Here is a 12,626-nt window from a genome sequence, read left to right as displayed (position 1 = left end):
ACCTCATTCCCCATCATCGTAAAATGAGCAAACACTCATGACCCTCACGCAACTGGAGATTTTCTCGCTGGTCGCCGAACTGCGCGGTTTCACCCTCGCGGCCCATCGGCTGGGGATTTCGCAGTCAGCGGTATCCCACGCAATGAAGTCGCTGGAGCAGGAACTGGGTGTTGAACTGCTGCGTCGACATCAGTCGCCAGTGGAACTCAGCGATATCGGCGAGCAATTGTTGCTGCGCGCCCGCGCCATGCTCGGTCTGGCCAACACTCTGCGCCAAGAGGCCGCCGATGCTCGCGGGATGAAAAGCGGTACCTTGCGCATCGGCTCGTTCGGCCCGACTTCGTCGATCAAGCTGCTGCCCGATATTCTGCGGCAATATCGAGAAGCGCATCCGGGCATCGAAGTGCACATCGATGAAGGCCCGGATCGACAAGTGACGCAATGGCTGGAGGAGCGGCGGATCGACATCGGTTTTGTGGTGTTGCCCGAAGAGCGCTTCGACACGTTTGCCTTGCTCGAAGATCAGATGGTTGCCCTGCTCCCTGTCAGCCATCCGCTGGCAGCACGGTCGGCGTTGAGCCTCAAGGACTTGTGCGACACCCCGTTCGTGCTGACCGAGGCCGGTTCAGCGGAACTGGTGTCGCGACTGTTCATGGCCGCACGCTTGCAACCGAACATCCGCTATCGCTGCTCGCAACTGCTCAGCACCCTTGACACGGTCAGCCGTGGTGACGCCATCACGATTGTTGCCGAAGGGTCTTTGCCGGAGGAAGCCACGCCTCGCTACGTGAAGAAGCCGTTGTTGCCCGCCGTGCTGCGTCAGATTGGACTTGCCGTCCTCGATCAGCGTCAGGCGTCACCCGCGACTCTGGCCTTTATTGAGTTGGCAACGCGAATGAAGCACTGATGAGCGGCGCAAGCGCCTTCGGCCATCTATCCTCCCCTCTGGCTGATCGGTTTTCAGCGGCGCGCCGTTGTCCGGCCTGCATTCGAGAGCCCCACTCCACCGCGACAGGATGCGCCCATGCCGTTGACCGTCAGACCCCGCCGCAAGCGCAGCACCCGCATCGTATTTACACTGCTCTGCGGTTTACTTCCGGTGCTGCTGGGCAGCGCGATTCTCTATATGCAGGCCGAACGCACGCTGGAACAGGGTTCACAACAGACTGCCGAAGAGGCATTGCGCCAGTTCGAATTGATGCTCGACAACACCGCCCAGGCAGCCCGTGAATTACTGCCACTGGCCGGCCAGACGTGTGAGAACGTCAAACTCGCTTTACGCGAACAAGTAACCCGCCGCCCGTTCGTGCGCTCGACCAATCTGGTCTGGGACGACAATCTCTACTGCAGCTCGTTGTTTGGCGACTATAAAGAAGCCGTCAACGCGGGCGACTACAACCAGGGCAAGTTGTGGCTGATGAATGGCAACCCGGTGACACCCAACACCGCTCTGCTGGTCTATCGGCTCAGCGAGGGTCGCGGCGGCGCACTGACGACACTCGACGGCTACCATCTAAGCAACATGTTGCGTCTGATCGGCCGGCACATGTTGCTGGTGCTGCAAGTGGGCGACAACTGGCTGTCGGCCGACGGCAAAGTACACACCGGCGCCCTCCCCGCGTTGCCGATAGCACAACACACACTGGATTCTTCGCGTTATGCGTTCAGCGTTTCTGCGGGGTTTCCCGAGGGCGAAACCTGGCGCTACATGGCCGATGAATATCCGCCGCTGTTCAGTCTGTTGATCTTTTTTGGCGTGGTGTCGGGTGCCATCGGCCATGTCTTGCAGAAGCGCTCTGCGTCTCCGAGCCACGAGATGCTTCGGGCGCTCGAGGCAGGCGAGTTCATTCCTTACTTTCAGCCCGTGGTGCATGGCGACAGCAAGGCATGGTCGGGGGCCGAAGTGTTGATGCGCTGGGCTCATCCCAAAGAAGGTCTGGTGCGCCCGGATCTGTTTATTCCGTTCGCCGAGCATTCGGGGTTGATCGTGCCGATGACTCGCGCACTGATGCAACAAACCGCAGCGCTGCTGGGGCCGCTGTCCTCAACGTTTACCCCGCCGTTTCATATCGGCATCAATATCACCGCGAGCCATTGCAAGGACCTGGAACTGGTGGAGGACTGCCGAACGTTTCTCGCCGCGTTCGCGCCCGACAGCATCAGCCTGGTGTTGGAGCTGACCGAGCGCGAATTGATCGAGCCGACCGACATTACCCGGAAACTGTTCGAGCAACTGCACGCGCTGGGCGTAAAGATTGCGATTGACGACTTCGGTACCGGCCACTCAAGCCTCGGCTACTTGCGCAAATTCAATGTGGATTTCCTCAAGATCGATCAGAGTTTTGTCGCCATGATCGGCATCGATGCGCTGTCCCGACACATTCTCGATACCATTATCGAACTGTCGGCCAAGCTTGATTTGGGTATTGTTGCCGAAGGTGTCGAAACCCAGGCGCAAGCCGATTATCTGACCGCACATCACGTCAACTTTCTGCAAGGCTACCTGTTCGGCAAACCGATGCCGGCGACGGACTTCATCAGCGCATTAACTCATCATTAACTAAGCCGGATTAAGACGGGCGTCCCGATCAAGCGCACCAAATTGATACAAAAGACCGCTGTTGTTACATGAAGACAACATCAGGATTTACTCTTGGCGCATTAACTACTACAATTTTTTCAACCTGAGCAAGATTGGCAGGTGAGCCATTTATCACCGAGTCGCTTCAAGGCTCTTGGCTTACAGCTTTGTTTGCGGTTGGTATCAGCCAAATACACTATTGGAGTAAAGATATTGTCCAGACTCGCTGAATTTCGTGCAGCTGAAAAGGCCCTTCAGGAACAGCTCAAGCAGCTGGAATCGCTGAAGAACGATGCCGGGCTCAAGAAAGAAATCGAATTCGAAGAAAAGCTCCAGGGGCTGATGAAACACTACGGCAAAGGCCTGAAAGACATCATCGCCATTCTCGATCCGAACCCGGCAAAATCCGGTCTGCAGACCTCTGCAGCGCCTAAAACCCGCCGCGCTCGCGTGGTCAAGGTTTATCACAACCCGCACACCGGTGAACTGATCGAAACCAAGGGCGGCAACCATCGCGGCCTGAAAGCCTGGAAGGAACAATACGGTGCAGCCACCGTTGATTCCTGGTTGCGCGGTTAATCCGACGCCAAAAAAAAGCCCTGCATGATGCAGGGCTTTTTTATTGACAATATCTAACAAATGAAATGAATTTCATCTAACAATTTTCGACTTTTCTGTAACGTTGCTGAGTCAGCCCGCTAAACATTTTGCTGCGCAATGTTGCGATCGCAGCCCTGCGTTAAACTTTGTGCTTAATCCCTTCGGGTATCTAATCAAGCCATGAAGAGTACAGCGACTTAAAGTTTCAAGCTGTTTCTCACCGCCACTATCTCGTCTGCGCTCGCCTTATAAACCTCTGCCTGTCCGGCGTAGGAAAGAACATAAGCCTTGTCCGCCTCGACCGCCGCGACCAAGGTTTGCGACAACACATGCCGACCGTTTTCGGTGATCGTGCAAGTGGTTTCCAGTGCTGACAAAGTACCCAGCGTGGCCGGATGCACTTTGTTGCAGACACTTTGGTAGCCGGTCTGGAAGAAATCCTTCTGTATCGACTTGCGCATTTCCAGCAGCACGCCTTGCAGATTGACCTGATGACCTTCCTCAACCTGGGTCATGGTCAATTCCATCACCATCACCTGATTGCCATCGGCGTCGTTCTTGACCGCCCGCTGACGGGAAACCTGTGGAGATGACTCAGGCAGCGCCTCGACTTGCCAACCGGCCGGCCAGGTGATGCTCGGCTCGTCCGCTGACGCGCACACCGCCACAAGCGACAATAAAGAAAAAACAAACACGGATTTGAACAGTCGGATCATTGCCGGACGCACTCGCAGATTGAGCGGTAAAGTCTGAGGCTCGCCCGCACGCAGGGCAAGTCTGCCCTTTCATTTGGCGATGCCGACAGGCATGCGTATCATTGCGCCCATTCACTCGCCCATAGTTATTGGAGGGCCCATGAGCCTGCACGAACTCAACACTTTCCCCGGCGTTACCGCTACGCCAGACAGCGCAACCCGAAACTTCGTTTTCAACCACACCATGTTGCGTGTCAAAGACATCAGCAAATCCCTGGACTTCTACACCCGCGTGCTGGGTTTTTCGCTGGTCGAGAAGCGTGACTTCCCGGAAGCGGAATTCAGCCTGTACTTCCTCGCACTGGTCGACAAGGCACAGATCCCGGCCGACGCCGCTGCTCGCACCGAGTGGATGAAGTCGATTCCAGGCATTCTGGAATTGACTCACAACCACGGCACCGAGAACGACGCGGATTTCGCCTATCACAACGGCAATACCGATCCGCGTGGTTTTGGCCATATCTGCATTTCGGTGCCGGATATTGTCGCGGCCTGTGCACGCTTTGAAGAACTGGGCTGCGACTTCCAGAAGCGCTTGACCGATGGCCGCATGAAAAGCCTGGCGTTCATCAAGGATCCGGATGGTTACTGGGTCGAGATCATTCAGCCGGCGCCGCTGTAAAAGCTGAAAAGCCCCTCACCCTAACCCTCTCCCAGAGGGAGAGGGGACTGATTGGGGGATATTGGAGAACTACGCCGACCTGAACGATTGGCGTTGAATCCAAAATCGATCAGGCCTTACAGATCGACACCCCACTTCGGACATCTCGATCGGCTCCCTCTCCTGGAGGGAGAGGGAACTGATTGGGGGATATTGGAGAGATACGCCGACTTGAAAGATTGGCGTTGAATCCATAATCGACTGGATCGTTCAGGTCGACGGACAACGCCAGACACCTCGGTCGGCCCCCTCTCCCTCGGGAGAGGGGGCTGATTGGGTGGTATTGCGGAGGCTCACCGACTTGAACGATTGGCGCTGAATCCATAATCGACTGGATCGTTCAGGTCGACGGACAGCGCCAGACACCTCGGTCGGCTCCCTCTCCCTCGGGAGAGGGCTGGGGTGAGGGGCCGCTTTTTGCGCGCAATAAAAAAACCCGTGATCGCTCACGGGTTATTTCATTTCTGGCCTGGCAGTTATGCCGGAGCCGAAGTGCGGATCAAGTGATCAAATGCACTCAGCGAAGCCTTGGCGCCCTCGCCCACCGCAATCACGATCTGCTTGTACGGCACAGTCGTCACGTCACCGGCAGCGAAGATCCCCGGGATCGATGTTTCACCACGGTTGTCGACAATGATCTCGCCACGTGGCGACAGCTCGATAGTGCCCTTCAGCCAGTCGGTGTTCGGCAGCAAACCGATCTGCACGAAGATCCCCTCCAGCTCGACAGTGCGCAGCTCGTCACTTGTGCGATCCTTGTAACGCAGGCCGTTGACCTTCTCGCCATTACCAGTGACTTCAGTGGTTTGCGCACTGGTGATCACGGTGACGTTCGGCAGACTGTGCAGTTTGCGCTGCAATACGGCGTCGGCGCGCAACTGTACGTCGAACTCCAGCAGCGTTACGTGCGACACAATCCCGGCCAGATCGATGGCCGCTTCAACGCCGGAGTTACCGCCGCCAATCACCGCCACACGCTTGCCTTTGAACAGCGGACCGTCGCAGTGCGGGCAGTACGCCACGCCTTTGTTGCGGTATTCCTGCTCGCCCGGCACGTTCATTTCACGCCAGCGCGCACCGGTCGCCAGGATCACGCTTCTGGCTTTGAGGGTCGCGCCGCTGGCGAAGCGAACTTCGTGCAGCTCGCCGTTTTTGCCCGGGATCAGCTTATCGGCACGTTGCAGGTTCATGATGTCGACGTCGTACTGCTTGACGTGTTCTTCCAGCGCTGTGGCCAGTTTCGGCCCTTCGGTTTCCTGTACGGAAATGAAGTTCTCGATGGCCATGGTGTCGAGCACCTGCCCGCCGAAACGCTCAGCCGCAACACCGGTGCGAATGCCTTTACGTGCAGCGTAAATCGCTGCCGAAGCACCGGCCGGGCCACCGCCGACGACGAGTACATCAAAAGTCTCTTTGGCGCTGATTTTCTCGGCCTGGCGCTCGATAGCGCCGGTGTCGAGTTTGGCCAGAATCTCTTCCAGACCCATGCGGCCCTGACCGAAGTTCTCACCGTTCAAGTAGATGCTCGGCACGGCCATGATCTTGCGATCGTTGACTTCGTCCTGGAACAGCGCGCCGTCGATGGCGACGTGGCGGATGTTCGGGTTGAGCACGGCCATCAGGTTCAGCGCCTGGACCACGTCCGGGCAGTTCTGGCAGGACAGCGAGAAGTACGTCTCGAAGCTGAACTGGCCTTTGAGCGAGCGGATCTGCTCGATCACTTCAACACTGGCTTTCGAAGGGTGGCCGCCGACTTGCAACAAGGCCAGCACCAGCGAAGTAAATTCGTGGCCCATCGGGATACCGGCAAAACGCAGACTGATGTCAGCGCCCGGACGGTTGATCGAGAACGATGGCTTGCGTGCGTCGTCACCGCTGTCGATCAAAGTAATCTGGCTCGAAAGACTGGCAACGTCTTTCAGCAGTTCCAGCATTTCGCGGGATTTCGCACCGTCGTCGAGGGAGGCAACGATCTCGATCGGCTGGGTGACCCGTTCCAGGTACGATTTCAACTGGGCTTTAAGATTGGCGTCCAACATACGGGCGATTTCCTTTATTTGAGGCAAAAAAAAGCCCGAGCGAATCTCGCCCGGGCATTTTTATTGGGCGGTGCAGCGTACTTAAGAAGGTGCGGCGTACCGCCCTGAGTTGCGTGTCACAGACTTAGATCTTGCCGACCAGGTCCAGAGACGGTGCCAGAGTGGCTTCGCCTTCTTTCCACTTGGCTGGGCAAACTTCGCCTGGGTGAGCAGCGACGTACTGAGCAGCCTTGATCTTGCGCAGCAGCTCGGAAGCGTCACGGCCAACGCCGCCATCGTTCAGTTCAACGATTTTGATCTGGCCTTCAGGGTTGATCACGAAGGTGCCACGGTCAGCCAGGCCAACTTCTTCAATCAGCACGTCGAAGTTGCGGGAGATCGCGTGGGTCGGGTCGCCGATCATGGTGTATTCGATTTTGCCGATGGCTGGCGAAGTGTTGTGCCAGGCAGCGTGGGCAAAGTGGGTGTCGGTGGAAACGCTGTAGATTTCTACGCCGAGTTTCTGGAAGGCAGCGTAGTTGTCAGCCAGGTCTTCCAGCTCGGTTGGGCAAACGAAGGTGAAGTCGGCTGGGTAGAAGAACACGACCGACCACTTGCCTTTCAGGTCAGCGTCCGAGACTTGAACGAAGTCGCCGTTTTTGAACGCGGTAGCTTTGAACGGTTTTACTTGGCTGTTGATGATAGGCATTGATGACTCTCCGTCAGGGGTTATGAAGTTGATGGGTGAATCCTACCCACTCACTCGACGGATGGCTCATTGGCAAACCTGATGCTGCTGATTTGTTTTCGCTATTAGCTGACTGTATTAATAGAAGAAAACGATCTCTACGACGTAGCCGATTTATCCGTAATCCGAGCCATCCCCTGGAATGGGCTGGCTTCAACATAGCGCATCGCGGACTTCATATCCTTCCAGCCGACGTAGCTCATCAACGATTTCAGATCCCAGCCACTTTGGTGCGCCCAAGTTGCGAAACCTCGACGCAAGGAATGGCTGGTGTAGTTTTCGGCGGCAATGCCCGCGCGCTGCAACGCCTGGCGCAGCAGCGGAATGATGCTGTTGGCGTGCAGCCCCTCCTCGTTCAGGTTGCCCCAGCGATCGATGCTGCGAAAAACCGGGCCACGCACCAGCGCCGCTTCGGTGATCCAGTCGATGTAGGCCTGTACCGGGCAGAGCTTGAGCAGCGCCGGCGCTTGATAGGTCTGGCCGAGGTTTTCCCGATCGCCCTTGCTGCGTGGCAAATACAAGGTGATGCCTTTTCCTGCGTGCGCCTGCACGTGTTCGATTTGCAAGCGACACAACTCATCACTGCGGAAGCCGCGCCAGAACCCCAGCAGAATCAGGGCGCGATCACGGTAAGCCTTGAGCAGTAACGGACGATCCTCCTGCTCTCTCGCGGTTTGTACTTCATGCTCAAGCCAGTCGATGACGCGCTGCAGATCCTGCAACTGCAATGGCTCGGCCTGTTTCTCCTGCGCCGGGTGCAATGCACGAATGCCTTTAAAGACTTTACGCACCACCGGCGCCTTGGTCGGATCGGCAAACCCCTGACTGTTGTGCCACTGCGCCAGCGCCGATAGCCGCAGCTTCAACGTATTGATCGACAACTCTTCGGCGTGCGCCACCAGATAACGCGCAACGCTATCAGCCGTCGCCGGCAGAAACCCACCCCACTTCACTTCGAAATGCTCGATGGCTGCGCGATAGCTTCGGCGGGTGTTGTCACGGGTGGCGGCTTGCAGATAGCGATCCAGATCGCTCATGGGCTGTTTTCTCGCTGGCGTACTGAGACAGGGATGCAGAAACGCATTTTGCCGTCTGACACTGGGTAATACCAGTATATCCCGTGTCTTTATTATCAAAGGTTTACCTTTATTTTCTGAATGGTACACTGCGTACTTTAGTGGCATGTACCACAGTACGTAACCGTAGGAGTTCACATGGCCCGTGGCGGAATTACCAAAGCCCTGGTGCAGATCGCGCGCACAGCAATCCTCGCCCGTGGCGAACACCCGAGCATCGATGCAGTACGCATTGAAATGGGCAACACCGGCTCGAAAACCACGATCCATCGCTATCTGAAAGAGCTGGATGACGGCGCGCAGCCGGTTGAAGCCTCGGCAGAGCCCATTGATGACGAGCTGAGCGCCCTCGTCTCGCGACTCGCCCAACGCCTCAAAGAACAGGCGCAAGAGCCTATCGAGCAAGCCCGCGAGCAGTTCGAGGAACAGCGCGAAGCACTGGAATCGGAGCTGAAACAGACTCGCCAGGCACTGGAAAAGCTCGAACACGAGCACGACATTCAGGGCGCGGCACTGGCGCGTGAGTCCGAAGCGCTTGGCAACACACGGTCGATGCTGCAAACCGAACAGACCCGTAATGCCGGGCTGAATCAGGCACTGGCCGACTTTGAATTGCGCTTGCAGGACAAGGACGAGCAGATCCGCTCACTGGAAGAAAAACACCTGCACGCTCGCGATGCACTGGAGCACTATCGCAACGCCACCAAAGAGCAGCGCGAGCAGGAACAGAGCCGTCACGAAGCACAGGTGCAGCAGATTCAGGCCGAGTTGCGTCAGGCGCAGCAAAGTGCGCTGGTCCGCCAGGACGAGATCACGCAACTGCACCGCGACAACGAACGCCTGCTCACGGAAAACCGTGGCACGCAGCGTGAACTGAGCCTGATGCAGGACCAGCTCAAGCAGAGCAATCAGCGCCAGGATCAACTGCTCGAACAAGCGACCCGCGTCGACAGCGAACGCACCCTCCTCCAGGAACGCCTGCGAGTAGCGGCGCTGGAAAGCCAGACACTCAAACAGAGCGTCGAGGAGCAGACGCTGCTCAACCAGTCACTGGAAAAGGAATTGAACAAGGCTCAAGCAAGCCTGGAAGAAAGCCAGCGTCTGGCGGCTACCGTTGCGGCAGCGCCAGACTCGGCCAAACCGAAAGACGCTTAAGCGCCGACCGGCGTACGCATGGTGACAAACTCTTCGGCGGCCGTCGGGTGTACCCCGATCGTGTCGTCGAAGTCGCGCTTGGTTGCGCCAGCCTTCAACGCAATCGCCAAACCCTGAACGATCTCGCCAGCGTCCGGGCCGACCATGTGACAGCCGAGGACTTTGTCGGTCTTGCCGTCGACCACCAGCTTCATCAGGGTTTTCTCCTGACACTCGGTCAGGGTCAGCTTCATCGGTCGGAAACGGCTTTCGAAGATCACCACGTCATGACCCGCCTCGCGCGCTTCTTCCTCGGTCAAACCGACCGTGCCGATGTTCGGCAGGCTGAACACCGCCGTCGGGATCATCTTGTAATCCACCGGACGGTACTGCTCAGGCTTGAACAGACGCCGCGCCACCGCCATGCCCTCCGCCAACGCCACGGGCGTCAGCTGCACACGACCGATGACATCGCCCAGCGCCAGAATCGATGGCTCGCTGGTCTGATACTGCTCGTCGACTTTTATGAAGCCTTTGTCAGTGAGCTGCACATCGGTGTTTTCCAGGCCCAGATTGTCGAGCATCGGGCGCCGGCCCGTGGCGTAGAAAATGCAATCTGCCTCCAGCTCACGACCATCCTTGAGGGTAGCTTTCAAGCTGCCGTCAGCCTGCTTGTCGATACGCGCGATGTCGGCGTTGAATTGCAGATCCAGACCACGCTTGGTCAGTTCTTCCTGCAAATGCTTGCGCACCGAACCATCGAAGCCGCGCAGGAACAGATCACCGCGATACAACAACGTCGTATTGGCGCCGAGGCCGTGGAAAATCCCGGCAAACTCGACCGCGATGTAACCGCCGCCAACCACCAGCACACGCTTTGGCAGCTCCTTGAGGAAGAACGCCTCATTCGAACCGATCGCGTGCTCGCGCCCCGGAATCTCCGGAATCTGCGGCCAGCCACCGGTGGCGATCAGAATGTTTTTTGCAGTAAAACGCTCGCCATTCACTTCAACCTCATGCGGGCCGACGATCTTCGCGTGCGCCTCGTGCAAGGTCACGCCGCTGTTGACCAACAGATTGCGATAAATGCCGTTGAGGCGATTGATCTCGCGATCCTTGTTGGCGATCAGCGTCGCCCAATCGAAATTCGCTTCGCCCAGGCTCCAGCCAAAACCGGACGCCTGCTCGAAGTCTTCGGCGAAATGCGCGCCGTACACCAGCAGCTTTTTCGGCACACAGCCAACGTTGACACAGGTCCCGCCCAGATATCGGCTCTCCGCCACCGCCACTTTTGCGCCAAAACCGGCCGCAAAACGCGCAGCGCGCACACCGCCGGAACCGGCACCAATTACATAAAGGTCAAAATCGTAGGCCATTTCTATCTCCTCGGCAGGGGATCAGCATACCTGCAGATGCTCATTGAGCAAGCCTCTGCCGTTATGCCGATGACCAATGCCAAGGGTTCGAGCAGCAAGCTTTTGCTCAGTGACATTCTGCGGACTGAGCCTTTGGTAACCGCAGCGTACGCCAGGCGATCAAAACTGCTATGAATGCCAAACCGAAAGCGACCCACGATACCAATGCAATTCCGCCTTCAAATGCACTTCCCGCCTGCTGCATTAACTGTTGCGCTTGATCCCCCGCCAACCCCGTCGCCACATGATGAGCGCCAGCCAGCGTTTCACTTGCCAGCATCGTCTGGGCATCGCTCAAAAACGCTGGAAGCTGCAAGTCTGCGCGATAGTGAGCCGTAACCAGGCCACCAAGCAGGGTCGTCCCCAAAACGACGCCTACCTCATAGGCTGTTTCACTGATAGCGGAAGCTGCACCGGCCTTAGCTGGGGGCGCCGCCGACAAAATCACGTCATTGGAAACCGTAGCGATCGCGCCTACTCCGATATTCAGCAACGCGAACGCCGCAACCAATACCGCAAGACTACTGCCCACGCTGGCCACGAGTAAAAACGCCACAGCGGCGAAGGCCACCAGAATCGGTATCAGCACATGCACAGGCATACGCTGAGCGACCGGGACGACCGCCATTCCCACCACAATCGCCATGATTTGGCCCGGCACCAACGCTAGGCTCGCACTCAAAGGCGACATCTGCAGGACAATCTGCAAAAACTGAGTGGTGAAGAAAACAAAACCAACGAGGAACGCAAGACTCATCAAATTGATCAGAACAGACCCGCTAAAAGTCCCGTTGCGGAACAGAGTCATATCCATCAGCGGCACAGGAAGACGTAACTGGCGCCGGACAAACATCCAGCCTGCCAATACGCCGACCAGAAAGGCCCCCAGTACGACCCCGTCAACACCTTCACTGGCGGCATGCTTGATGCCGTAAACGATGCCACCCAAGGCGGCCATCGACTGAAGAATGCTGATCGGATCCAACGGCCCAGATGCATCACGCTCCGACTCAGGAAGCAATAGCGGACCCAACACCAACAGCGGAATCAGAACGGGTACCGCCAACAGAAAAATCGCGCCCCAATCAAAGAACTGCAGCAACACTCCGCCCACCAAAGGCCCCAGAGCCGAACCGACGGTCAATGTCGTGGCCCAGATCGCGACAGCCAGCCTGCGCTCCTCTCGATCCTCAAACACCGAACGTATCAATGCCAATGTGGAAGGCATCAGCATCGCCCCGAAAATCCCCATGCAGGCACGCCCGATAATCAACTGCAAGGCCGTCTCAGAATAGGCGGTCAGCACCGATACCACAGCAAATCCGAGCGAGCCGATAAGCAGCAACTTGCGGTGCCCGACCCGATCTCCCAGACTTCCCATGGACACCAGCAGTCCGGCGAGCACCAACGAGTAGGCGTCGATCATCCACAGTTGTTGACTGGCACTTGGGCGCAAAGCTTCGGCGATTTTGGGTAATGCGAAACCCAGTACGGTGTTATCAACGGTTACCAGTAGCACTGGCAACATCAACACGCCGAGGCCGAACCAGCGCCTTGATGCGTTACTGCGGGTAGACTCATTTGTTAATGCCACGGATAAAACTCCTTAGACAAAAAGAGTGTTTCACGGGGCACTCT

The 12,626-nt window shown here is 57.3% G+C and carries 11 protein-coding genes; 5 read left to right on the top strand and 6 right to left on the bottom strand.

Going from position 1 to position 12,626, the window contains the following annotated elements; genetic code table 11:
- Positions 1–37 precede the first annotated feature (37 nt).
- The 3 genes from AC5SEM_RS09920 to AC5SEM_RS09910 all read left to right on the top strand — a co-directional run bounded on the left by AC5SEM_RS09920 (position 38) and on the right by AC5SEM_RS09910 (position 3,160).
- Positions 38–907 (top strand): LysR family transcriptional regulator, encoded by an 870-nt coding sequence (locus tag AC5SEM_RS09920; RefSeq protein WP_495472819.1) that lies wholly within the window; start codon positions 38–40, stop codon positions 905–907.
- Positions 908–1,024: 117 nt separating this feature from the next.
- Positions 1,025–2,560 carry an EAL domain-containing protein gene (locus tag AC5SEM_RS09915; protein ID WP_495472818.1) on the top strand — a complete coding sequence of 512 codons (1,536 nt, stop codon included), beginning with the start codon at positions 1,025–1,027 and terminating at the stop codon, positions 2,558–2,560.
- A gap of 234 nt (positions 2,561–2,794) precedes the next feature.
- Positions 2,795–3,160 (top strand): histone-like nucleoid-structuring protein, MvaT/MvaU family, encoded by a 366-nt coding sequence (locus AC5SEM_RS09910; RefSeq protein ID WP_077573093.1) that lies wholly within the window; start codon positions 2,795–2,797, stop codon positions 3,158–3,160.
- A gap of 218 nt (positions 3,161–3,378) precedes the next feature.
- On the opposite strand, the gene AC5SEM_RS09905 is transcribed toward AC5SEM_RS09910, so the two are convergent.
- Positions 3,379–3,897, bottom strand: coding sequence for a DUF4946 domain-containing protein (locus AC5SEM_RS09905; protein WP_137217865.1), 519 nt, complete (start codon positions 3,895–3,897; stop codon positions 3,379–3,381).
- A 139-nt stretch (positions 3,898–4,036) separates the two neighbouring features.
- Between AC5SEM_RS09905 and gloA the strand changes: the two genes are divergently transcribed.
- On the top strand, positions 4,037–4,558 hold the full coding sequence (gene gloA, locus AC5SEM_RS09900) for a lactoylglutathione lyase (protein WP_038368197.1): 522 nt from the start codon (positions 4,037–4,039) through the stop codon (positions 4,556–4,558).
- 515 nt (positions 4,559–5,073) lie between these two features.
- Here the strand turns inward: gloA and ahpF are convergent.
- The 3 genes from ahpF to AC5SEM_RS09885 form a co-directional block, all read right to left on the bottom strand.
- Complete coding sequence (gene ahpF, locus AC5SEM_RS09895; protein WP_137217864.1) at positions 5,074–6,636, bottom strand: alkyl hydroperoxide reductase subunit F; 1,563 nt, start codon at positions 6,634–6,636, stop codon at positions 5,074–5,076.
- A gap of 124 nt (positions 6,637–6,760) precedes the next feature.
- Positions 6,761–7,324, bottom strand: coding sequence for an alkyl hydroperoxide reductase subunit C (gene ahpC / locus AC5SEM_RS09890; protein WP_007912224.1), 564 nt, complete (start codon positions 7,322–7,324; stop codon positions 6,761–6,763).
- Between the two features lie 137 nt (positions 7,325–7,461).
- Positions 7,462–8,400 carry a site-specific integrase gene (locus tag AC5SEM_RS09885; RefSeq protein ID WP_495472817.1) on the bottom strand — a complete coding sequence of 313 codons (939 nt, stop codon included), beginning with the start codon at positions 8,398–8,400 and terminating at the stop codon, positions 7,462–7,464.
- A gap of 177 nt (positions 8,401–8,577) precedes the next feature.
- On the opposite strand from AC5SEM_RS09885, the gene AC5SEM_RS09880 reads away from it, so the two are divergent.
- Positions 8,578–9,594, top strand: coding sequence for a DNA-binding protein (locus AC5SEM_RS09880; RefSeq protein ID WP_137217863.1), 1,017 nt, complete (start codon positions 8,578–8,580; stop codon positions 9,592–9,594).
- Here the strand turns inward: AC5SEM_RS09880 and gorA are convergent.
- Together gorA and AC5SEM_RS09870 are read right to left on the bottom strand one after the other, a co-directional pair.
- Positions 9,591–10,949 (bottom strand): glutathione-disulfide reductase, encoded by a 1,359-nt coding sequence (gene gorA / locus AC5SEM_RS09875; RefSeq protein ID WP_008082669.1) that lies wholly within the window; start codon positions 10,947–10,949, stop codon positions 9,591–9,593. The genes AC5SEM_RS09880 and gorA overlap by 4 nt on opposite strands.
- Positions 10,950–11,055: 106 nt before the next feature.
- Entirely contained in the window at positions 11,056–12,582 is a 1,527-nt protein-coding gene (locus AC5SEM_RS09870) for an MFS transporter (RefSeq protein ID WP_495472816.1), read from the bottom strand.
- Positions 12,583–12,626 lie beyond the last annotated feature (44 nt).

The sequence above is a fragment of the Pseudomonas sp. CH61 genome, from assembly GCF_059429415.1.
This window is presented reverse-complemented; position numbering and strand designations above follow the sequence as displayed.